Origin of the sequence: Tsukamurella sp. PLM1, from assembly GCF_023168325.1 — a bacterium.
GTDB lineage: Bacteria > Actinomycetota > Actinomycetes > Mycobacteriales > Mycobacteriaceae > Tsukamurella.
Genome location: NZ_AP025688.1, coordinates 1716373 through 1738533, shown reverse-complemented (window position 1 = coordinate 1738533; position 22161 = coordinate 1716373). Strand labels below are relative to the sequence as shown.

At 71.0% G+C, this 22161-nt stretch carries 16 protein-coding genes and 8 pseudogenes; 12 read left to right on the top strand and 12 right to left on the bottom strand.

Translation table 11 applies throughout. From position 1 onward, the window contains the following. Positions 1-13: 13 nt before the first annotated feature. A pseudogene (locus MTP03_RS09020) lies at positions 14-1344 on the bottom strand (M16 family metallopeptidase). Between the two features lie 4 nt (positions 1345-1348). Continuing rightward, a complete protein-coding gene (locus tag MTP03_RS09015; RefSeq protein WP_248491637.1) occupies positions 1349-3595 on the bottom strand; it encodes a polyribonucleotide nucleotidyltransferase in 2247 nt (748 codons plus the stop codon). 387 nt (positions 3596-3982) lie between these two features. Between MTP03_RS09015 and MTP03_RS22710 the strand changes: the two are divergent. The 5 genes and pseudogenes from MTP03_RS22710 to MTP03_RS08995 form a co-directional block, all read left to right on the top strand. Further along, positions 3983-4180 (top strand): annotated as a pseudogene (locus MTP03_RS22710) (hypothetical protein); the annotation flags it as partial. Positions 4181-4352: 172 nt separating this feature from the next. Beyond that, the gene (locus MTP03_RS22705; protein ID WP_256465278.1) at positions 4353-4616 is read left to right on the top strand and encodes a hypothetical protein; all 264 of its coding nucleotides are present in this window, start codon (positions 4353-4355) and stop codon (positions 4614-4616) included. Next, on the top strand, positions 4589-4897 hold the full coding sequence (locus MTP03_RS22700) for a phosphatidylglycerol lysyltransferase domain-containing protein (protein WP_371820962.1): 309 nt from the start codon (positions 4589-4591) through the stop codon (positions 4895-4897). The genes MTP03_RS22705 and MTP03_RS22700 overlap by 28 nt, the downstream gene beginning before the upstream one ends. Beyond that, positions 4813-5960, top strand: a pseudogene (locus MTP03_RS09000) (phosphatidylglycerol lysyltransferase domain-containing protein). Before MTP03_RS22700 ends, MTP03_RS09000 begins: the two are co-directional and overlap by 85 nt. Beyond that, a complete protein-coding gene (locus tag MTP03_RS08995; RefSeq protein ID WP_248491635.1) occupies positions 5957-7276 on the top strand; it encodes a lysine--tRNA ligase in 1320 nt (439 codons plus the stop codon). The pseudogene MTP03_RS09000 and the gene MTP03_RS08995 overlap by 4 nt, the downstream one beginning before the upstream one ends. 90 nt (positions 7277-7366) lie before the next feature. Here MTP03_RS08995 and MTP03_RS08990 read toward each other — a convergent pair whose 3' ends face one another. Then, on the bottom strand, positions 7367-8770 hold the full coding sequence (locus MTP03_RS08990; protein WP_248491634.1) for a serine hydrolase: 1404 nt from the start codon (positions 8768-8770) through the stop codon (positions 7367-7369). A gap of 124 nt (positions 8771-8894) precedes the next feature. Between MTP03_RS08990 and MTP03_RS08985 the strand changes: the two are divergent. Further along, a pseudogene (locus MTP03_RS08985) lies at positions 8895-9264 on the top strand (nitroreductase family deazaflavin-dependent oxidoreductase). Positions 9265-9351: 87 nt separating this feature from the next. On the opposite strand, the gene rpsO reads toward MTP03_RS08985, so the two are convergent. Together rpsO and MTP03_RS08975 are read right to left on the bottom strand one after the other, a co-directional pair. Continuing rightward, positions 9352-9621 (bottom strand): 30S ribosomal protein S15, encoded by a 270-nt coding sequence (rpsO, locus tag MTP03_RS08980; protein ID WP_126198343.1) that lies wholly within the window; start codon positions 9619-9621, stop codon positions 9352-9354. Positions 9622-9711: 90 nt separating this feature from the next. Continuing rightward, entirely contained in the window at positions 9712-10674 is a 963-nt protein-coding gene (locus MTP03_RS08975) for a bifunctional riboflavin kinase/FAD synthetase (protein WP_248491633.1), read from the bottom strand. A gap of 34 nt (positions 10675-10708) precedes the next feature. Here MTP03_RS08975 and MTP03_RS08970 point away from each other — a divergent pair, with 34 nt between their 5' ends. Then, positions 10709-11407 (top strand): metal-dependent transcriptional regulator, encoded by a 699-nt coding sequence (locus MTP03_RS08970; RefSeq protein ID WP_248491632.1) that lies wholly within the window; start codon positions 10709-10711, stop codon positions 11405-11407. Here the strand turns inward: MTP03_RS08970 and MTP03_RS08965 are convergent. From MTP03_RS08965 to MTP03_RS08955, 3 genes are all read right to left on the bottom strand, one after another. Beyond that, positions 11397-12395 carry a hypothetical protein gene (locus tag MTP03_RS08965; protein WP_248491631.1) on the bottom strand — a complete coding sequence of 333 codons (999 nt, stop codon included), beginning with the start codon at positions 12393-12395 and terminating at the stop codon, positions 11397-11399. The two genes, MTP03_RS08970 and MTP03_RS08965, sit on opposite strands and share 11 nt — an antisense overlap. 85 nt (positions 12396-12480) lie before the next feature. After that, entirely contained in the window at positions 12481-13149 is a 669-nt protein-coding gene (locus tag MTP03_RS08960; protein WP_248491630.1) for a DNA alkylation repair protein, read from the bottom strand. A gap of 4 nt (positions 13150-13153) precedes the next feature. Then, positions 13154-14227 (bottom strand): citrate/2-methylcitrate synthase, encoded by a 1074-nt coding sequence (locus tag MTP03_RS08955; RefSeq protein ID WP_248491629.1) that lies wholly within the window; start codon positions 14225-14227, stop codon positions 13154-13156. Positions 14228-14281: 54 nt separating this feature from the next. On the opposite strand from MTP03_RS08955, the gene MTP03_RS08950 reads away from it, so the two are divergent. After that, positions 14282-15322 (top strand): citrate/2-methylcitrate synthase, encoded by a 1041-nt coding sequence (locus MTP03_RS08950; protein ID WP_248491628.1) that lies wholly within the window; start codon positions 14282-14284, stop codon positions 15320-15322. Here the strand turns inward: MTP03_RS08950 and truB are convergent. The 3 genes and pseudogenes from truB to MTP03_RS08935 form a co-directional block, all read right to left on the bottom strand. After that, on the bottom strand, positions 15226-16131 hold the full coding sequence (gene truB / locus MTP03_RS08945) for a tRNA pseudouridine(55) synthase TruB (RefSeq protein ID WP_248491627.1): 906 nt from the start codon (positions 16129-16131) through the stop codon (positions 15226-15228). The two genes, MTP03_RS08950 and truB, sit on opposite strands and share 97 nt — an antisense overlap. Position 16132: 1 nt before the next feature. After that, complete coding sequence (locus MTP03_RS08940; RefSeq protein WP_305852795.1) at positions 16133-16804, bottom strand: 4'-phosphopantetheinyl transferase; 672 nt, start codon at positions 16802-16804, stop codon at positions 16133-16135. After that, positions 16804-17810: pseudogene (locus tag MTP03_RS08935) on the bottom strand (metallophosphoesterase). The gene MTP03_RS08940 and the pseudogene MTP03_RS08935 overlap by 1 nt, the downstream one beginning before the upstream one ends. Positions 17811-17927: 117 nt before the next feature. Here MTP03_RS08935 and MTP03_RS08930 point away from each other — a divergent pair. From MTP03_RS08930 to MTP03_RS08920, 3 genes and pseudogenes are all read left to right on the top strand, one after another. Continuing rightward, positions 17928-18869, top strand: coding sequence for an ABC transporter substrate-binding protein (locus MTP03_RS08930; RefSeq protein WP_248491626.1), 942 nt, complete (start codon positions 17928-17930; stop codon positions 18867-18869). A 42-nt stretch (positions 18870-18911) separates the two neighbouring features. After that, positions 18912-19721, top strand: a complete 810-nt coding sequence (locus MTP03_RS08925; protein ID WP_248491625.1) for an ion transporter — start codon at positions 18912-18914, stop codon at positions 19719-19721. A 142-nt stretch (positions 19722-19863) separates the two neighbouring features. Further along, positions 19864-21534: pseudogene (locus tag MTP03_RS08920) on the top strand (cytosine permease); the annotation flags it as partial. Between the two features lie 27 nt (positions 21535-21561). Here MTP03_RS08920 and MTP03_RS08915 read toward each other — a convergent pair. Continuing rightward, a pseudogene (locus MTP03_RS08915) lies at positions 21562-21953 on the bottom strand (HNH endonuclease). An 80-nt stretch (positions 21954-22033) separates the two neighbouring features. Between MTP03_RS08915 and MTP03_RS23555 the strand changes: the two are divergent. Beyond that, positions 22034-22102 (top strand): annotated as a pseudogene (locus tag MTP03_RS23555) (FmdB family zinc ribbon protein); the annotation flags it as partial. Positions 22103-22161 lie beyond the last annotated feature (59 nt).

Genomic DNA, 22161 nt, shown 5'->3' with positions numbered 1-22161 from the left:
GATTCGCGCCGGGTCAGCCCAACCAGTTCCGGACCGCCGCGGGGACGCCGCGCTTGCCGCGGTGGGGTCCGAGGACCGCGCCGCCGAAGGACTGCGAGAGCAGGTCCTGCGCGACGCGGTTCACATCCGCGGCCGAGACCCTGTCGATCGCCGCGAGCGTCCGCGTGACCGTGCGCTGGTTCTGGTAGTTGATCTCACTGCGGCCGATGCGGTGCATCCGCGACTGCGCGTCCTCCGGCCCAGCACCAGCCCACCGCGGAGGGAACCCTTGGCGCGGGCCAGCTCCTCCGTAGTGAGGCCGTCGTCGCGGACGTCCTCGAGGACCTTGCGGGCCACTGCCGCCACCTCGCCCAGGCGCTCCGGGGAGCACCCTGCGTACACCGAGAACAGCCCGGTGTCGGCGTAGGTGTCGACCGCCGAGTAGACGGTGTACGCGAGGCCGCGCTGCTCCCGGATCTCCTGGAACAGGCGCGAACTCAGACCACCGCCGATCGCGGTGTTGAGCACCGACAGCGCCCAGCGGTCCGGGTGGAACCGGCCGTACGCCCGGGTACCGGCTACGAGGTGCGACTGCTCCCCGTCGCGGTTGACCACCTGCAGCGCCGGCGCGCCCGGGCGGCGCCGGATACCCGTGCGCACCGGGGCCGAGTCGGCGGCACCGTCGAGCCTGCCCTCGAACGCCCTCCGCGCCAGCTTCACCACCTGCGCGTGCGTGACGTTCCCGGCGACCGAGAGCACCATGCGCTCCGGCGTGTAGCGCCGCCGGTGGAAACCGCGCAGCCGCGCGGCGGTCATCGCCGACACCGAGTCCTCGGTCCCGAGCACCGGCCGCGCCAGCGGGTGGTCGCCGAACAGGGCGGCCGTCGCCGCCTCGTTGACCAAGTCCTCGGGATCGTCGTCGCGCATGGCGAGCTCCTCGAGCACGACCTCGCGCTCCACCTCGACGTCTGCGGGGCGGCACAGGCCGCCCAGGACCACGTCGGTCACCACGTCCACCGCGAGCTCGAGGTCGGTGTCGAGCACATGGGCGTAGTAGCAGGTGTGCTCCTTGCTCGTGAACGCGTTGATCTCACCGCCCACGGCGTCGACCTCCGCGGCGAGCGAGGCCGCGTCGCGGTGCGGGGTCGCCTTGAACAGCAGGTGCTCGAGGAAGTGCGCGGATCCGGCCGAGGCCGGGTGCTCGTCGCGCGAGCCGACCGCCACCCACAGGCCCACGGCGGCGGACCGGGACCCCGGCACCGTCTCCGTGACCACCCGCAGGCCGCCGGGCAGGACGCTACGACGAACGGGGGCACCCGAGCCGGATGCCCCCGTCCGCGCAGCCCGTTTCGTCAGGCTGCTGATGTTCCTACTCCTCGCCCGCGGCGGCGGAAGCCGTCTCCTCGGCCTGCTCCTCCACGACGGGGATCAGGCTGATCTTGCCGCGCTCGTCGATGTCGGCGATCTCCACCTGCAGCTTGCTGCCGACGTTCACGACGTCCTCGACCTTGTTCACGCGCTTGCCGTTCCCCAGCTTGCTGATGTGCACCAGGCCGTCGCGGCCGGGCACCAGCGAGACGAACGCGCCGAACGCCGTGGTCTTGACCACGGTGCCCAGGAAGCGCTCGCCCACCTTCGGCAGCTGCGGGTTGGCGATGGCGTTGATCCGATCGATCGCCGCCTGGGCCGACGGGCCGTCGGCCGCACCGACGAAGACGGTGCCGTCGTCCTCGATGGAGATGTTGGCGCCGGTCTCCTCGGTGATCGAGTTGATCGTCTTGCCCTTGGGTCCGATGACCTCGCCGATCTTGTCCACGGGCACCTTGATGGTGGTGATGCGCGGGGCGTAGGGGCTCATCTCGTCCGGAGCGTCGATCGCCTCGGCCATGACCTCGAGGATCGTGGTGCGGGCGTCCTTCGCCTGGCCCAGCGCGCCGGCCAGCACCTGCGACGGGATGCCGTCCAGCTTGGTGTCCAGCTGCAGGGCGGTGACGAATTCGGCCGTGCCGGCGACCTTGAAGTCCATGTCGCCGAAGGCGTCCTCAGCGCCGAGGATGTCGGTCAGGGCCACGTACCGGGCCTGGCCGTCGACCTCGTCCGAGACGAGGCCCATGGCAATGCCCGCGACGGGCGCCTTGAGCGGCACGCCGGCGTTGAGCAGCGACATCGTCGAGGCGCAGACCGAGCCCATCGAGGTGGAGCCGTTGGAGCTCAGCGCCTCCGAGACCTGACGGATGGCGTAGGGGAACTCCTCCACCGAGGGCAGCACCGGCACGAGGGCACGCTCGGCGAGCGCGCCGTGGCCGATCTCGCGGCGCTTCGGCGAGCCGACGCGGCCGGTCTCACCGGTCGAGTACGGCGGGAAGTTGTAGTGGTGCATGTAGCGCTTGCTGGTCTCGGGTCCCAGCGAGTCGATCTGCTGCGCCATCTTCACCATGTCCAGCGTGGTGACGCCCAGGATCTGGGTCTCGCCGCGCTCGAACAGCGCGCTGCCGTGGGCGCGCGGGATCACGGCGATCTCAGCGCTGAGCGAGCGGATGTCGGTGATGCCACGGCCGTCGATGCGGAAGTGGTCGGTGAGGATGCGCTTGCGCACGAGCTTCTTGGTCAGCGAGCGGAACGCCGCGCCGATCTCGCCCTCGCGGCCCTCGAACTGCGGGCCGACGGCCTCGAGCACCTCGGCCTTGACCACGTCGGTGGCGTTGTCGCGCTCCTGCTTGCCCGCGATCGACAGCGCGTCGCCCAGCTTCGCGGCACCCGCGGCCTCGACGGCGGCGAAGACGTCGTCCTGGTACGCCGGGAACAGCGGGAACTCGCCGGTGGGCTTGGCGGCACCGGCGGCGAGCTGCTTCTGCGCCTCGCAGAGCACGGCGATGAAGGGCTTGGCGGCCTCGAGGCCCTCGGCCACGACGGCCTCGGTCGGCGCGGTGGCGCCGCCCGCGATGAGCTCGATGACGTTCTCGGTGGCCTCGGCCTCGACCATCATGATCGCGACATCGGCGTCCTTGCCGGAGCCCGAGACGATGCGGCCGGCGACGACCATGTCGAACACGGCGCGCTCGAGCTGCTCGACGGTGGGGAACGCGACCCACTGGCCGTCGATGAGGGCGACGCGCACGCCACCGACGGGGCCGGAGAAGGGCAGGCCGGCGATCTGGGTCGACGCCGAGGCGGCGTTGATCGCCACCACGTCGTAGAGGTCCTTGGGATCGAGCGACAGGACGGTGACGACGACCTGGATCTCGTTGCGCAGGCCATCGACGAACGACGGGCGCAGCGGCCGGTCGATCAGGCGGCAGGTGAGGATCGCGTCGGTGCCCGGGCGGCCCTCGCGACGGAAGAAGGAACCGGGGATGCGGCCGGCGGCGTACATCCTCTCCTCCACGTCGACGGTCAGCGGGAAGAAGTCGAAGTGCTCCTTCGGGTGCTTGCTGTGCGACGTCGCCGAGAGCAGCATCGTCTCGTCGTCGAGGTACGCGGCGACCGAACCGGCGGCCTGCTGCGCGAACCGGCCGGTCTCGAACCGGATGGTGCGCGTGCCGAAGGAACCGTTGTCGATGACGGCGACGGTTTCGGTGATGTCGTCGTCGAACTCGACCTGGGTGTTGTCCGTCATGTTGTGGGGAAAAGACCTTTCGTCTTCGTCGGCCCGTCCTCGCCTGGCGGCGCGCACGCTGCGCGCGGCCGGAGTCGTTCGACGCGGCGGCGGGGCGCCCTGGCGCGGTCATCGATCGAAGCCGCCGGACGCGCGCCGTCGAACGACGACGGTTCCGGCAGCCACTACCGAGGACCACCCCGCGGGGAGTGACACCTGTACAGGCGCACCGCAGCAGTCGGAGCCGGATCTACCGGCGCCGACATCGGACGGACCGGCCTCAAGGCTATCATCGGAGGTCTTTTCCACGTGAGTCGCACACGCCGTGAGCACGCCCCGAGGAGGAAGCCCGTGTCCTTGACAGCCCGCGAGCGTGCGCAGGAGACGACGGCGGTGTGGATCGCCCGGATGATGCTGGTCGCGGCGGTGGTGTCGCTGCTCAGCGCGGTGATCCGCGGCGACCGGGTGCTGCCGCTCGTCGCCGACGTCCTGAGCCTGCTCGGCATCCCGTCGCACCCCAGCCTGCTGCTGGTCGCGGCGCTCACGGTGCTCAGCGGCGCACTGCGCCGGCGGTTGCGGGCCGCGCACACGGTGACCGTGGTCGTGATGGGCCTGCAGGTGCTGGTCAACGTCGCGACGCTGGCGATCATCGCGACGGACCAGCTCGACGCCGGCGAGGTGCACCGCCTCCCCGTGATCGTGCGGACGTATTTCGAGGTGCGCCTCTCACTGCCCGGCGCGGCGCTGGCGGCGGCGATCAGCATCGTGCTGGGCCGCGGTGATCGCGGCGCGCCCGTGCTTCCCGGCCCGACTCGCTCACGGCTCCCGACGCGCGGCGATCGGCGTGCTCGCGGTCGGAATGCTGCTGGTGTACCTGATCACGCTCGCCCTCACCTCGGCGTTCCCCGGCCGCTTGCGCGGCACCGTCGAGATCCTGGTCTGGGCGCTCCGATCGACTTCGGCGTCGCCGTGCCCCGCCAGATCGACGTGTTGCTCAACGGTCACTCCGGGCCGATGTGGGTGTACTCGCTCGCGGGGGTGATGGCGGCATCGGTGCTGATCCTGGCGCTGATGGCGTTCTGGCGCGCCGGCCGCGGCGACGAGCTGATGACCGAACCCGAGGAGCTCGAGGTCCGGCGTCTCCTGCTCGAGTACGGCGAGGACGATTCGCTCGGCTACTTCGCGACCCGGCGCGACAAGGCGGTGATCGCCGCACCCGACCGCCGCGCCGTGGTCACCTGCCGGGCGGTGGGGCCGGTGTCGATGGCCAGCGCCGACCCGATCGGCCACCGGGATTCCTGGCGCGCGGCCGTCTCGGCCTGATCGAGGACTGCCGCGCCCACAGCCTGTACCCGGCGGTCCTCGCCGCGAGCGCCGACGGCGCGCAGATGTACGCCGAGGCCGGGCTGCGCACGCTGACCATCGGCGACGAGGCGATCATCCACGTCGACGGGTTCACCCTCAAGGGCCGCGACATGCGGGCGGTGCGGCAGGCCGTCACCCGGGTCGGGGCGGCCGGGTACACGCTGCGGGTCCGCCGGCACGCGGACCTCTCCCCGCCGAGCTCGCCGAGGTGGCGGAGCTCGCCGAGGCCTGGCGCGGCGAGGAGACCGAGCGCGGATTCTCGATGGCGCTCAACCGGATCGGCGATCCCGTCGACGGTCGGTGCGTCCTCGTCTCCGCCCACGACGCCGACGGTGCCGTGCGCGGCCTGCTCAGCTTCGTGCCGTGGGGGACGCGCGGGCTCTCGCTCGACCTCATGCGACGGGACCGCGACGCGGAGAACGGCCTCAACGAGTTCATGGTCGCGATGCTCATCGACGCGTGTCCCGAGCTCGGGATCCGGCGGATCTCGTTGAACTTCGCGGTGTTCCGCTCGGTGTTCTCCGAGGCCGACCGCGTCGGCGCCGGGCCGATCACCAGGATGGTGGACTCGGTGCTCAGCTTCGCATCGAAGTTCTACCAGCTCGAGACCCTGTACCGGTCCAACGACAAGTACCGCCCCGAGTGGGTGCCCCGCATCCTCTGCTACGACCCCGTTCTCACCGCCGTGCGGGCCGGCATCGCGGTCGGCACCGCCGAGGGCTTCCTCCCCCAGGTGGGGCCGAAGTTCCTCGCCGGACCATCGGTGCCGGAACAGATCCCGCGTGATCCCGAGTTCGTGGACCGGCTGCTCGCCGAGGAGGAAAGGCTGCTCCGTCGCGAGGCCCCGCCGATGCGCCTGTCGGAGCAGCAGCGCGTCCGGCGCCGCAAGCTCGAGGCCCTCGAGGCCGCCGGCATGCCCGGGTATCCCCCGTCAGTGCCCCGGACGCATTCGCTCGGCGCCGTCCGGGAGCTCGCCTCCGGCCCCTGTCCGACGGTACGCGCGGCACCGTCGTCTCCGTGACCGGTCGCGTGCGCGCGATGCGCGACTACGGCGGGGTGACGTTCGTGGACCTGCACGAGGACGGGGCGCGCCTGCAGGTGATCGCCGAGCGTTCCCGGACGCCCGATGGTGCGCGGGACCTCTGGCGGCGGTCGATCGACATGGGAGACCTGGTGTCGGTGACCGGCGAGGTGGTGCGCTCGCGGACCGGCGAACCGTCGGTGCTGCTGGACGCGTGGGCGATGGCCGGCAAGTGTCTGTCGCCCGTGCCGAAGGTGTGGGTGCGGCTCGGCGACGAGACCCGGGCTCGTAACCGCCCGCTGGAGCTGATCACCGAGGGCGGTGCCGTCGACCTGCTGTACCGCCGGTCGCGGGCCGTGGCCGCCATGCGTTCGGCGTTCACCGATCGCGGATACTCCGAGGTCGAGACGCCGATGCTGCAGGCGGTGCACGGCGGGGCGGCGGCCCGCCCGTTCACCACCCACATCAACGCCTACGACATGGGCCTGTACCTGCGGATCGCCCCGGAGCTGTACCTGAAGCGACTGGCCGTGGGCGGCATGGGGCGGATCTTCGAGATCAACCGCAATTTCCGCAACGAGGGCGCCGACGCGACGCACAACCCGGAGTTCACCGCGCTCGAGGCGTACGAGGCCTACGGCGATTACACCTCCATGCGGCTGCTGGCGCGCGAGGTGATCCTGGCCGCCGCGGTCGCGGTGAACGGCCGGCCGGTGGCCGTGCGGCCCGACGGTGCCGGCGGCACCCGGGAGGTCGATCTCACTGCGGAGTGGCCGGTGGTGCGGGTGCACGAGGCCGTGTCCCGCGCCGCGGGCGTCACCCTGACCTCCGCGTCCACGCTCGACGAGGTGGCCGCCGTGTGCGAGCGGTGGCACGTGGCGGTGCCGCGCGGCGCGACCGCCGGGAAGCTCGTGATGGAGCTGTACGAGGCGCTGGTGGAGAAGCAGACCGAGTTCCCGACGTTCTACTGCGACTTCCCGATCGAGGTCTCGCCGCTGGCCCGCAGACACCGTGACGACCCGCGCCTGACCGAGCAGTGGGACCTGGTCGGCTTCGGCGCCGAACTTGGCTGCGCCTACACCGAACTGACCGATCCGGTCGATCAGCGCGAGCGGTTGACCGCGCAGTCGATGGCCGCCGCCGCGGGCGATCCCGAGGCGATGGAGCTCGACGAATCCTTCCTCGACGCGCTGTCCTACGCCATGCCCCCGACGGGCGGCCTGGGCCTCGGCGTCGACCGGATCATCATGCTGCTCGCCGGCGTGAACATCCGTGCTACCCTTGCCTTTCCGTTCGTTCGACCGCAGGACCGCTGATCCCGTGGCGCACGCCGCGAGCCGGGCGGGCCCCGGTAGTGGCGCGAATCGGGTGGGAGAACGCCGGCCACGCGGGCGATCAGCGCTGTGTCACGAGCAGGCGCTCCCCGTGCGCGACGCGCGTCCCTCACGATGCCGAATCACTCCCCCGGCGAGAAGCAACAGAGCGAGGGCTGCGGCTTCGGCGGCGAGAACGGTAAGGAGCAGCGCGACATCGGGTACCCAACGGGCGAGCACTGGCCGCGGGTAGCCGATCGATGCAGGACCGAACCACGCTGTCGCACCGGCGATCCCACACAACACCACGCCGAACGCCGTCCGCCCGGCGGCACGGGTCCCCGCGCTTCGCCGACGCGCGAAGCGCACCGTCGCCCATCCGATCGCGACAGCTCCGAGACCGGCCGCGGCAGCAGTACCGACGAGCACGGCGGACGGTCCCGCCCCGGCGTCCGGCGGATCCGTCCGGTCCCCCGCGGCCGCGCGCATCGCGTGCCGCGCCACCGCGGCGAGCCGATCGGACTCGAGTTCGCCGTAGCGGTTCGCGACGAGGACGAGCGCGCGTCCGGACTCTGGGAACACCGCGAGATGCGTGAAGTAGCCCGGCACCGCGCCGGAATGCCACCACACCTCGCGGCCGGCGATCGTCTCGCGATAGAGCCCCGGTCCGTAGTCCGCGCCGCGACCCGTCGGCACCGTCGGGAAGTCCCGGCCACCCTCATCCCGGACCAGCCACTGCGCGTACCGGGCGAGAGCGTCGACGGATCCGGCGAGGTAACCGTAAGCCAGGCCAGCTCCGTCGAAAGCAGGGACGGTGACGCGGGGGCGGGTGAAGAAGGGCACGTGCCCCGGCGGCACCCGGGAGGCGGAAGTCGCCGCGTCGGCGATGATGCCCGCTCCTGCGGGAACCGCTACCTCGGATTCGACCGCTGCGGAATACGGCGCGCCGGTGGACGCCTCGATGACCGCCTGCAGCAGAACGTAGTTCAGGCTCGAATAGCGGAATGTGCCGCGCGGCGCACGCGCGGGAACGGGCATGGTCCCGATCGTGGACGAGGCCGACCCGGCACGCGCCACGTCGGTCACCGACACGTCGTGCGGCAGGCCGCTCGTGTGCCGGATCAGGTCGCGCACCGTCACCTCGTCGCCGAGCCGGTCACGCGCGGCCGGTACCGCAGCGACCACCGGGGCGTCCAGATCGAGGGCACCGCGCCCCGCCAACCCGAGGGCGGTGCGGGCCGCGACCGACTTCGAGACCGAGCCCCAGACGAAGGGCGTGCTCGCCGTCACCGGACGTCCGGCACCGTCGACGCCGCCGATCGCCTCCTCTTCGATCCGGTCCGGACGGATGATCCGCACGGCGTATCCCGGCACGCCCGCGTCGGTCAGCAGGTGCCCGGTCCGCACGGCGACGCCGGTTCCGGCGGCTACCGGCCCTGCGGTCACCGCCCAGGTCAGTAGCCCGATGAGGCCGACGACGGCCCAGCGTGCTCGCATGCATGCTCCCTTCACTGCATCGGGGGCACGCTATCGACCGAGCGAGGGCGCGGTCCTCACCCGCAGGAGTGAGATGTGTTCAGCGCAGGTTGCGGCTCGCTCCGGCACCGGGTTCGATGAGGACATGCAGTTGCCGCAGTCCCTCGCACGCTTCAATCGCCACGTCACCAATCCGGTCCAGCGGCTGTGGGCCGGGTGGGCACCGAGCTTCGCCATCATCGAGCACCGGGGACGCAGATCCGGCGCCGCCTATCGGACCCCCGTCACGGCCTTCGCCACCGACGACGGCGTCGCGATCCTGCTGACGTACGGGCCCGACCGCGACTGGCTCAAGAACCTCCAGGCCGCCGGCGGCGGCTCGGTGCAGCGCGGCGGGAAGACCCGAACGGTGGTCGACCCGCGCGTCGTCCCCCGACGAGGCGGCGCCCCTCGTGCACAGTCGCACCTTCGCCCGGCTGCCGTTCGATCAGGCGGTCCTGCTCACCTACGCCTGACCACGCGCGCCGGTGGCGGCACACCGTCCGCGGAGAGACGGAACCGGCCCGCCCCTGGAGACCAGGGACGGGCCGGTTCGGAAGGTCTTAGCGACGGAGGCCGAGGCGCTCGATGAGCGAGCGGTAGCGGTTGATGTCGACCGAGGCGACGTACTTCAGCAGGCGGCGACGACGCCCGACGAGCAGCAGCAGGCCGCGGCGGCTGTGGTGGTCGTGCTTGTGCTGCTTGAGGTGCTCGGTGAGGTCGGTGATGCGCTTGGTCAGCATTGCGACCTGCGCCTCGGGCGAGCCGGTGTCGGTCTCGTGCAGGCCGTACTCGGCCAGGATGCTCTTCTTCTGCTCGGTGGTCAGCGCCATGCGAGGCTCCTTGTTCCAGTGTCGCGTCGTCGTGAATTCCGTGCCGCCACCGCGAACTGCAGCAGGCACGAGACGCCACTTTACCAGGGGTCAGGAGATTCCCAGAATCGCGCGGGTCTTGTCGACGTCCCCACCCATCGCGACGAGCAGCGCGTCGATCGAGTCGAACCGCTCCATGCCGCGCACCCGGTCCACGAAGTCGACGGCGACGTGCTGGCCGTAGAGATCGGCGGAAGTGTCGAGCACGAAGGCCTCGACGGTGCGCGTCCTGCCCGAGAACGTGGGATTGCTGCCGACCGAGACCGCGGCCGGATAGCGCTCGCCGGGCGTGACCTGCCCCACGACGGGGCCCGCGCCGAGCACGGTGAACCACGCGGCGTACACGCCGTCGGCGGGGATCGCCGCGAACATCGGGGGCGCCACGTTGGCCGTCGGGAACCCGAGCTCGCGCCCGCGGCCGTCGCCGCGCACGACCACGCCCTCCACGCGGTGCGGGCGGCCCAGCGCCTCGGCGGCGGCCTTCACGTCGCCGGCGTCCACGCAGGAGCGGATGTAGGTGGACGAGTAGGTGACCGAGTGCTCGGTGAGCAGCGGCACCGCGTCCACCGAGAACCCGAACTTGTGCCCCAGGCGGGCAAGCATCTCGACGTTGCCGAGGGCGCGGTACCCGAAGGTGAAGTTGTCCCCCACCACGACCGCGGCGGCGTGCAGCCGCTCGACCAACACGGAATGCACGAAGTCCTCGGCCGGCTGAGCCATCACGGTGGCGGTGAAGGGCATCACGCAGAACACATCGATGCCGAGTTCCTCGGCCAGCTCGGCGCGCCGGGTGAGCGTCGACAGTTGGGGTGGATGCGATCCCGGCCGCACCACCTCGGCCGGATGGGGATCGAACGTCATGAGCACGGCGGGCAACCCGCGTTCGCGGGCCTCCGACGTCGCTCGTTCGATCAGTTGGGCGTGTCCCCGGTGTACACCGTCGAACACGCCGATCGTCACCACACAGCGTCCCCAGTCCGCGGGAACGTCATCGAGCCCTCGCCAGCGAAGCACGCACTCACCCTATCGGACGGCCTATGGTGGGTGCGTGCCCAAGCCTCCCCTGCCCGATTCGCCGCGCCCCGTCGGCGAGCTGTCCGCGGTCACGCAGGACTACCTCAAGCAGATCTGGACCGCCCAGGAGTGGTCCGATGTGAAGGTCACGACCAAGTCGCTCGCCGACGCGCTCGGTGTCTCCGCGTCCACCGCCTCCGAGGCCATCCGCAAGCTCGCCGACCAGGGCCTGGTCGACCACGAGAAGTACGGCGCGGTCACGCTCACCGACGACGGTCGTGCCGCCGCCACGGCGATGGTGCGCCGGCATCGGCTCCTCGAGACGTTCCTCGTCTCCGAGCTAGGCTACGGCTGGGACGAGGTGCACGACGAGGCCGAGATCCTCGAGCACGCCGTCTCCGAGCGTTTCCTCGCCCGCCTCGACGAGCGCCTCGGCTACCCCGACCGCGACCCGCACGGCGACCCGATCCCCCAGCCCGACGGCACCGTCCCCACCCCCGACGCATGCCTGCTGTCGGAGCTCGAGGCCGGACAGACGTGCACGGTCGCCCGGATCTCCGATTCCGATCCCGAGATGCTGCGCTACTTCCAGGAGGTCGGCATCGCGCCCGACGCGCGGATCGAGGTCGTGGAGCTGCGCAAGTTTCTCGGCACGGTCGCGATCAAGGTCAACGACGGTGCCCCGCTCGACCTGGGCGACGTGGCCGCGCAGGCGATCTGGGTCAGGAGCTGACCTCCGCGGCGGCGCCGCGCGCGGACGTTCGGCCGGATCGCGCGCGGTACGCGAACCATCCGGCGGCGAGAACCACCAGCAGCATCACCGTGTTGTGGGCGTACTTCGGCGCCGCGTCGACGTGCCCCAGCAACGGGTAGTAGGTGAACGCGAGCACGCCCCGGACCAGCAGGTAGGCGAACCCGACCGCGGCCACGTGCACGGAACGCCACCGTCCGCGGCCCGCTGTCCGCAGGAGCAGGGCGATGCCGGCCATCGCGAGCGCCCCCATGGCGAGCCGGGCCCATCCCTCGCCACCGAGGTATTCGCCGGCCGCTGCGAGCGGAAGTGCGGCCAGGAAGACCACCCACACCCGCGTGGGCGGCCGAGCGGACACCGCGGACGATCGGCTCCCGGTGACCACCGCGGCGGCGACGCAGGCGAGCACCACCGCGACCGCCCCCGCGAGCTGCGCCGGGGACGCGGTGCGCGACTCTGGGTCCGCGACGATCATGCCGGCCGTCAGGAGGTAGGCGATCGGGGAGAGCACGACGCCGGTCCGTCCGAGCCACGGACTGTCCGCAGTCCGGGGACGCCATTGCTCGGCGAGCGCGACGGGTGCGCCGAAGCTGAAGATCACATGGCCGCCGATGAAGGTGAGCACGTTCCCCGCGCTGAACCCCAGCGCCGGGAGGTACGTCGCCTCGCGCATCGCCTCCCAGCCCTCGTAGCCCATGTAGTCCTCGGCGAAGAGCGACTGGTCGATGAGGCAGGCCTGCGTGACGCCGAGCCCGAGACAGAGCCAGAGCAGGGGACCCCACCCCCACCCGCGGCGGCGGGCGACTTCGCGCGCGAGCAACGCCGGTGCGCCGTAGAGGCCGGCGAAGAACACGACCGAGAAGGCGATGCCGCCCACATCCCCGGTGGTGTCCCCGTACGCCGCAAGGAGTTCCGCACCCACCGCACACAGCACGAGGAGCGCGGCGATCTGTATCCGACTGCCGGGCATGCCCCCACCATATTATTGACTGACTGCTCAATCAATAGTCTACGGCCATCCCGCACGACCGGACGCGTACGTCAGGCGGGGAGCCTCACAGGTTCTTGAGCGCCTCGCGGCGGGACAGGCCGCTGAGGCGATCCTCGTGCTCGGCGACGTAGACGCGCACCCAGCCCGGGTCGGTCTTGCCGTGCTCGCGCAGTGCCCAGCCGATCGCCTTGCGCAGGAAGAACTCCGGCTCTGACAGGGCCGGTTCGATCACATCCTCGAGCAGGGCCGTGTCGATCCGGTCCTTGCGGCCGAGCTGGGAGAGGATCGCGAGCCGGCGCAGCCACAGGTCGTCGCCGCGACTCCACCCACGCACCGCGGCCGCCGTCTCGACCGGGTACGCGTCCAGGAGAGCGGCGATGTGCCGAGCGGTCTCGTCGACGTGGTCCCACCACGCCCCCGTGACGGCGATGTGCTCGTGCAGCGGCAGCAGCGCGGGTTCGCCCCGCCCCAGCCGGTACCGGAGCAGGTGCTGCGCGGCGTAGCGCTCCTCGCGGTACTCCGCGTCGTCCCACAGCGCGAGGACCACGTCGCGCAGTTCGTCGAGGTCCGCAGGCGGGTTCTCGCGACGCGCATCGGCGGTGATCGCGCGCACCTGCGGCGAGGGCACACCGAGGAAGGGCATCGCGGACTTCATGTACGCCTGCATCTTCGGCGCCCGCTCGGGGTCGGCGGCGGCCCGCAACCCGGTGCGGACATCCTCCACCAGGGTCATGACCTCACCGAACCCCGCCGCTGTTCGCCCCGCGCCAGCGCAGCGGCGCCTCCTCGTACTCCTCTGCGACGTGCGCGGCCATCCCTACGGTGCGCCCGTACTGGAACAGCACCTCCGTCGCCCGGGCCGGAAGGCCCAGCGTGTGAGCGACGGCCGCGCCCGCGAGGTCGATGTTGACGGCGCGGCCCGCGCGGGCCGCGAGCGCGGACACCGCCTGCAGCGCAGGTGCATCCGGCATCTGCTGCGCGATCAGGCCCAGGATCACGGTGGCCCGCGGATCCTCTCCGGTGTACACGATGTGCCCGAACCCGGCGAGGTGCCCGCCCCACGTCGCGTCGGCGATCGCCCTGTCGAGATCCGCGCCGTCGAGCACCCGACCCAGCAACTCGTGAGCGAGCGCGGGCGCGCCGCCGTGCAGCGGCCCGGACATGGCGCCGTAGCCCGCGGCCAGGCAGTCGTAGAGCCCGGCGCGGGCCGACGCCGCCACCCGTGCCGCCGTGGTCGAAGCCGCGAGCCCGTTGTCGATCAGGCAGGTGGCCTGGGCCTGCACCCACGGATGGTCGAGCCGCACCTCCGGCACCAGCGAGGCCAGCACGGGCAGCAGCCCCAGCGCGCGCTCGGCGGTCGCCGACCGGTCGGCGCGCAACGGATCCTGCGCCGCCAGCAGCGCCACGGCGAGCGGAATGCGACGCTCCAACGCCACCGTCCGCGCCGCCGCGAGGTCGATCGCCGGCGGGGGCACGGCACCGTCGGCCTCGAGGACGAAGCGCGCCGCCCCGGCGAAATCCAGCTCCGCGCACACCTCGGCGATGGGCCGGCCGCGCAGGTGGAGCGAGTCGCCGCGCAGCACGGAGACGCGCGTGGTGACGGCACGGAAGCGCAGCAGCCGATCGGCCTCGCGACGCCCGTCGTGTTTGGCCGCGGCCAACGAATCGACCTGCGTGCGGTCGAAGAGCGACTCCGCCTGCCCGGGCATGCGCCGCGAGACCAGCACGCCGCGGCTGACGTAGGAGTACAGCGTGCCGCGCTTGACGCCGAGCCGCTGCGCCGCCTCCGACGTGGTGATCCACCTGTCCACCCGTTGATTTAATCAACATTGCAAGGGTTGATCAACATCGCGCACACTCGGGCCATGACCACACCGTTGATCGCCCCGGCGGGGCTCAAGAACGTCATCGTCACCGATACCGAGCTCGGCGACGTCCGGGGCGAGGAGGGCTTCTTCCACTACCGCGGACACGACGCGGCCCGCCTCGCGGCGGACGTCGCGTTCGAGGATGCGTGGCACCTCATGCTGTTCGGCTCACTCCCCGGATCCGACGGTGCCGCGTTCGCCCGGCGGGTCGGCGCCCTGCGCGAGGTGCCTGGCTCCGTCGTCGACCTGCTCCGCGCGACGGTCCGCCCGGACACCGACCCGATGCACGCCCTGCGTACCGCGTTGGCCGCCACGGGCTCCGGCGACCGGCCGCTGATGGACCTGCCCGAGGACGAGCGGACCGAGGCCGCCCTGCGGTACGCGGCGAGTGTGCCCACCGTGCTGGCGGCGGCGCACCGTCTGGCCCGGGGAATGGACGTCCTCGAGCCCGACCCGTCAGCCGCGCACGCCGCCGACTACCTGCGGATGGCGACGGGATCCGCCGCCCCGGAGCACGCCACTGCGCTGCAGACCTACCTGGTGGCCACGATCGACCACGGTTTCAACGCCTCCACGTTCGCCGGGCGCGTGGTCGCGTCGACCGGCTCGGACATGGCGTCGTGCCTGCTCGGCGCGCTGGGCGCGTTCCTCGGTCCGCTGCACGGCGGCGCGCCGAGCCGGGCGCTCGCCGCGCTCGACGAGATCGGGGATCCGGCGAACACCCGGGAGTGGGTGCGGGAGCGGATCTCCCGCGGCGAGGTGATCATGGGCTTCGGGCACGCGGTGTACCGCACTCACGACCCGCGGTCCGAGTTGCTCAAGGGCGTGGTGCGCGGGTTCGACACTCCCCTCGTCCACCGGGCGATGGCCGTGGAGGACGAGATCGAAACAGCCATCAACGAACTCAAGCCCGGGCGCAGGCTGTACGCGAACGTCGAGTACTACGCCGCGGGCCTGACAACGAAGACCGAGCTCGCGCGTCTACCGGACTCCTGGAGGAGCGCGAACGCGCGGCCGTCGGGGGTGACGGCCGCGTAGACGCCCGACAGCCCCACCGGGTCGAGCCACTTACCGAGCGACAGCGCGACCGCCTGCTCCTCGGTGATCTCGCGGGCGGGGAAGCCGGCGGCGATCGCCGCATCGATGCCGTACGACAGGCGCGGGGTCTCGAACAGCTCGTCCAGCGTGATCGCGTGGTCGAGCCCGTACGGGCCGACGCGGGTGCGGCGCAGCGCCGTCAGGTGCCCGCCCACGCCGAGGGACTCCCCCAGGTCGCGGGCCAGAGCACGGACGTACGTGCCGGACGAGCACTCGACGGTGACGTCCAGGTCGAGGTACTCGCCCTCCCGCCGGAACACGTGCGCGGCGAACTCGTCGACGGTGACCGGGCGGGCCTTGAGCTGGACGTCCGCGCCCTCGCGGACGAGCTGGTGGGCGCGCTTACCGTCGACCTTGATGGCGCTGACCGAGCTCGGCACCTGCTCGATGTCGCCGGTCAACGGCGCCATCGCGGCCCGGACCGCGTCCTCGTCGAGACCGGAAGCCGATGCGCCGCCGGTGGTCTCGCCCTCGGCGTCGTCGGTGGAGGTGGACGCCCCCAGCCGGACGGTGGCCGTGTACGCCTTGGTGGTCAGCGCCAGGTGTCCCAGCAGCTTGGTGGCGCGCTCGATGCCGATCACCAGCACGCCGGTCGCCATCGGGTCGAGCGTGCCGGCGTGGCCGACCTTGCGGGTGCTCATCGCGCGCCGGCAGCGCGCGACGACGTCGTGGCTGGTCAGGCCCGCGGGCTTGTCCACGATGATCAGGCCGGCACCGTCGGGTTCGAGGAAGCTTCTCTCCGTGGCCATCTCACACCACCGCGATCGAGGTGACGATGAGGCCTTCGGTGATCCGCCACCGCCCGTCGAAGGCGGCCACCGGCGCGCCGCCGTCGGTGGTGCGGCCGTCGATGAGGATTCGGGAGCGGAACGTGCCTGCGGCCGTCGCGTCGTCCGTGCGCTCGGTGAGATCGAAGGTGATCTCCGCGTCCTCGAATCCCAGCCACCGCCCGGTGATCGGGTTCCACGCCTTGTACGTGGCCTCCTTGGCGCAGAACAGCAGGCGATCCCAGTGCAGCCCGTCGTCGGGGCGCTCGGCGAGCACCTCGCGCTCGGACTCGACCGACACCGTCGGGAGCACCTTGTCGGGCAGGGGCAGGTGCGGCTCCGCGTCGATCCCGACGGTGCGCACCCCCATCCGGAAGCCCACCACCGCACCGCGGTAACCGTCGCAGTGCGTGAGAGCGCCGACCACGTTGCGCGGCCAGTCGACGCCCCCACCTTCGCCCTTGACGAGCACGGCGTCGCCGATCCCCAACTCCCCCAGCGCCTCGCGGGCAAGGTGGCGGACCGTCGCGTACTCGGCCCGCCGCTTGGGCACGGCCTTGGCGATCTGCGCGGCCTCGCGCGGGTGCAGCGGCGCGGCGACGTCGGCGTGCGCCTCCCGCGCCACCACTCCGCGCGGCAGCATGGACTGCAGGATCACAGCTGATTCCCCTTCTCCCGGGCGGCCTTCCGTTCGGCGATGCGCGTGCGGGCCGCCTGCCGCGGGTCACCGGCCCGCGCCCGTGCGGCGGCGCGGGCGGCTTCGAGCTTGGCGGGGTCCCGGTATTCGGGATCCACCTCGAAGTGCAGGCCGTACGGGCCGATGGTCTCGGGCGTGTAGTCCGGCGCCGGCAGGATCCGGCGCAGCAGCGGCTCGGGCAGGCCGCGCTGCTTCCACTCCCGGGGGTAGCCGACTGACACCTCCTCGAACCGGACGCCGTCGTACCAGGTGGTCCGCGGGATGTGCAGGTGTCCGTAGACCACCGCCTCCGCCCGGTGGCGCGTGTGCCAGTCCCGCGTTTCGACGGTGCCGCACCACAGCTGGAAGTCCGGGTAGAACAGGACCTCGGTGGGTTCGCGCCGCAGGGCCAGTGGTTGACCAGAACGGTCCGCGTCCCGGCCGGCAGCGCGGCGAGGCGACGGCTGGTGTATTCGAGCCGCGCCCGGCACCACGCCTCGCGCGTCGCGTAGGGCTCCGGCGAGAGCAGGAACTCGTCGGTGGCGACCACGTTGTTGTCCTTCGCCCGGCTCAGCGCCTGCAGCGCCGTGAGCCCGTCGTCCCGGAACGTGTAGTCGTAGAGCAGGAACATCGGGACGATCGTGACCGGACCGGACTCATCCTCGAAGACGGGATACGGATCCTCGGGGGTGAGAACGCCGTGGTGCCGGCAGATCTGCACCAGGTGCTCGTACCGGGGCTCGCCGAAGACCTGCATCGGGTCCTTGGAGGTGGTGTACAGCTCGTGGTTACCGGGCACCCAGATCACTGTCGCGAAGCGCGGGACGATGGCCGCGAGCACCTCGTCGAGCTGGTCCGTGCGCTCGCACAGGTCGCCGGCCAGGATCAGCCAATCCGCGCCCGACGCGCTCCGGACCCGATCGACGATGCCCTCGTTCCCGCGGTGCCCCACGTGCAGGTCACTGATCGCATAGAGGTTCGCCACCCCTCCACGCTACCGGGCCGTCCCTCTGGGACGCGTGAGCGGAACACGGACCGCGCGCGGCGAATCGGCGGGACGTAGATCAGGTAACCCTAACCACACCTGCTAGCGTCTACCGCCATGACGACCTCCCCGCGCCCGAGCCGGCGCCGATTCCTCGCCGCGACAGTCGCCCTCGCGACCGCCGCCACCCTCGCCGCGTGCGGTTCGAGCGCCGAGGGCGACGCCGCCGCCGAGACGCGCACCGTCGCCCACGCGATGGGTGAGACGAAGGTCCCGGCGAACCCGCAGCGGATCGTGGTGATCGACTCGCCGCACACGGACGCGCTGGTCGCGCTGGGCATCACGCCGGTCGGAGCCGCCGTCGCCGCCGCGAACGACGGCTTCCCCGGCTACCTGCGCGACAAACTGGGCGGGACCGCGAACGTGGGGCTGATCGCCGGCCCGGACATCGAGGCGATCGCCGCCCTCAAGCCCGATCTCATCATCGGCTCGAAGGTGCGGCACGAGAAGCTGTACCAGCAGCTGTCCGCCATCGCCCCCACCGTGTACTCCGTGGACACCGGCACCAACTGGAAGGAGCAGGCGAACATCACCGCCACGGCGGTGAACCGCTCCGAGGAGATGAACAAGCAGCTGGCGGACCTCGATTCCCGGGCCACGGAGGTGGGACGGAAGGTCGGCGCCCCCGGCAAGTCCGTCTCGATCGTGCGGTGGCGGGGAGGCGGCACGTTCCGGATCTACGGCCCGGGCACCTTCTCGGGCAGCGTGATCACCGCGATGGGCTTCAGCATCCCGCCGAAGCAGTGGGGCGAGTACTCGATGATCGAGCCGTCACTGGAGAACTTCGGTGAGATCAACGGCGACTACGTCTTCCACACCCTCGGCGCCAATTCGACCGCCACCGCGCAGGCCGTGACCTCGCGCTGGGGCTCACTGCCCGCCGTGGCCGCGAACCGCGCCTTCGCCGTCGAGGACGAGACCTGGATGGTGGGCATCGGCGTGATCGGCGCCGGACGCATCATCGACGACGTGCAGCGCCTGGTGAAACCGCAGGCCTGACTTCCCGCGGAGCGCGGTCGGCACTGCGTATCGTCGGTGGCGATGAGCACATCGACCGACGCCGGCCGCGCGCCCTACCCCCGCAAGCCACCCGTCCTGTGGACCGACTGGACGATGGTGGTGCTCGCGTTCGTCTCCGTCGGCCTCATCGTGTGGATCACCTTCTTCGACGTGGCCGACCGGACCCGCAACGCCGTGCTCATCCTCGACGCGGTGATCTGCGCGGTGTTCGCGATCGAGTTCCTCTACCGCTGGCGTCAGGTGGGCTGGCACCGCAAGTTCCTCCTGGTCAACTGGTACGAACTGCTGGGTATGATCCCCGCTCTCGTCGTGCCGAGCCCCGCGCCCCGACTGTTCCGCCTGATCCGCATCGCGGTCGCGCTGGCACGCCTGGCCCGGGCGATCGACCGGCTCTACGGGGACCGGATCACCGCGGCCGTCGTGAACCGGGCCACCGACACCGTCGTCGACGCGGTCAAGCGGCCGATCACCGTGGCCGTGCTCGACGAGGTCACCGAAGTCCTCAAGACCGGTCACTACACCAAGAACATCGCCGCCGCCCTCGAGGAGAACAAGCCCGAGATGAGCGGCATGATCCTCGAGACGATCAAGAACGACCCGCAGACCAGACGGGTCAAGTACATCCCGTTCCACGACGAGATCATCCAGCTGATCGTGGACACCACCTTCCGCATGGTGCTGCAGGTGCTCGCCGATCCGCGCACCGACGAGCTGGTCGCCGACATGCTCCGCGAGAACATCGATCAGATCCGGGACTCGGTCAAGCGCAAGGAGGACCAGGCCCAGCGCGCGGCGGGCAACACCGCCGTCACATCCCCGTCGACGCCGTAACCGACCCGTTACCGCCGGGTCACCCCGACCGAACGCGGTCCCCGCACGATTCTTCCAACCCGAGCCGGACGGCTCGAGACGGAAGGATCACCGTGACAGCACTACAACCCCGGAGACGACCGGCGCACCGTCGAGCGGGCTCCGCGACGCCGCCGCCCGCGAGACCCTCGAGGACTACACGCTGCGCTTCGCGCCGCGCAGCTACCGCAAGTGGGGACCCGCCGTGGTCGCCACCTCGGCGCTGGGCGGCATCGCCTACCTCGCGGATTTCGCGATCGGCGCGAACATCGGCATCGCGGGCGGTACGGGCAACGCGCTGCTGGGGATCGGGTTCTTCGCGATCGTCATCATGGCGACCGGGCTGCCCCTGTCGTACTACGCGGCGCGGTACAACATCGACCTCGACCTGATCACCCGCGGCAGCGGATTCGGCTACTACGGCTCGGTGCTGACGAACGTGATCTTCGCGTCGTTCACCTTCATCTTCTTCGCACTCGAGGGCGCGATCATGGCGCAGGGCCTCGAACTCGGCCTCGGCATCCCCTTGCCCGTCGGCTACCTCGTGAGCTCCGTACTCGTGATCCCCCTGGTGATCTACGGCATGAACACCCTCGCGAAGCTCCAGGTCTGGACCACGCCGATCTGGCTCGTGATGATGGCGCTGCCGTTCGCCTACCTCCTGCTGCGCCACCCGGAGGCCATCGGTGACTTCTTCGCGTACTCGGGTACCGACATCGTGCGCGACGGTGCCGGCACCGTCGTCTCCGCCACGCCCGCCGGGCACGGCGTGAGCCTCGCCGGCACCATGCTGGCCGCCGGCGTCTGCCTCTCCCTCATCGCGCAGATCGCCGAGCAGATCGACTACCTGCGGTTCATGCCGCCCAAGACCGCGCAGAACCGTCGCGCCTGGTGGACCGCGATGCTCACCGCCGGACCGGGGTGGGTCGTCTTCGGCGCCATCAAGCAGGTCGTCGGCCTGTTCCTCGCCGTCTACCTGATCGCTCAGACCGCCGACAACGCCGGAATCGCCAACGAGCCGGTGCACCAGTTCGTGGAGATCTACTCCGACTTCCTGCCCGGTTGGCTCGCGATCACCCTGGCCGTGATCCTCGTGGTGATCAGCCAGATCAAGATCAACGTGACCAACGCGTACTCGGGCTCGCTCGCGTGGACCAACAGCTTCACCCGCGTCACCAGGACCTACCCGGGCCGCCTCGTCTTCGTGGTGCTCAACGTGGCGATCGCGCTGGTGCTCATGGAGGCCGACATGTTCAGCTTCCTCAACTCGATCCTCGGCTTCTACGCCAACTGCGGCATCGCCTGGATCGTGGCCGTGGCCAGCGATATCGCGATCAACAAGTATCTGCTGAAGATCTCTCCGAAGGACCCGGAGTTCCGCCGCGGCATGCTGTACGCCGTGAACCCCGTCGGGTTCGTCTCGGTCGTCGTCGCCGGCGGCCTGTCGATCGCCACCTTCTTCGGGCTCCTCGGCCCGGCGCTGCAGCCCTACTCGCCGCTGGTCGCGCTGGTGCTCGCATTGGTGCTGCCGCCCGTGCTGGCGGTCGCCACCCGCGGCAGGTACTACCTGCGGCGCGGCGACGACGGGATCGACCTGCCGATGTTCGACGAGGACGGCAACCCGTCGGGCGAGAAGCTCCTGTGCTGTGTGACCGGGATCGAGTTCGAGCGGCCCGACATGGTGGCCTCCGCGATTCCGGGGCCGAACGGCGAGAAGCAGTACATCAGCTCGCTCGCCCTCTCCACGGACAAGTCCGGGGCACACCTCCTCCCGGCGGATCCGCCCGTGCGGTAACGGCTTCGACGGTGCGCCGGCCTCCCTTCAGGGGGTCGGCGCACCGTCCTCCTCGTTCGGCCGGACCCGCAGGTGCATCAGGATCTCGGCGTGGCCCTGCAGAAACGCCTTCTCGTCGAGCTTCTTGCGTCGCATCCATCCGGTGACCTCGGAGTTGCACTTGCTCGCGTTGCACGAACGGCACGCGGGCACCACGTTCCGCTGCGTGTACCGGCCGCCGCGGGAGATGGGCAGCACGCAGTCCTTCTGGAACGGGCCCGCGCCCCGCAGTACGCGCACACGCCCCACAGGGCGACCAGTTCGTCCCACTCGGCAACGGTCAGGTCGTTGTCGGCCGCCGCGACGCGGCGCGCCCGGCGACGGGCGATCCGGGTTCTGCGCGGGACCGACTTGCGTGGCGACGGCGACGTCGGGGACATCGGCCCACCATACTCACGAGAAACGATACCGATTCGGTAGTTTCCCCTCGGGGACCGGGCGAAAGGAATACCTTCCACTCATGCCTACGTATGAATTCCGCTGCGGCAGTTGTGGACCTTTCGACGCGATGTTCACGATGCGCGATGTCCCGGATGCCACGGCGTGTCGCTGCGGCGCGTCGGCCCCGCGCGGCATGACCGCGCCCCG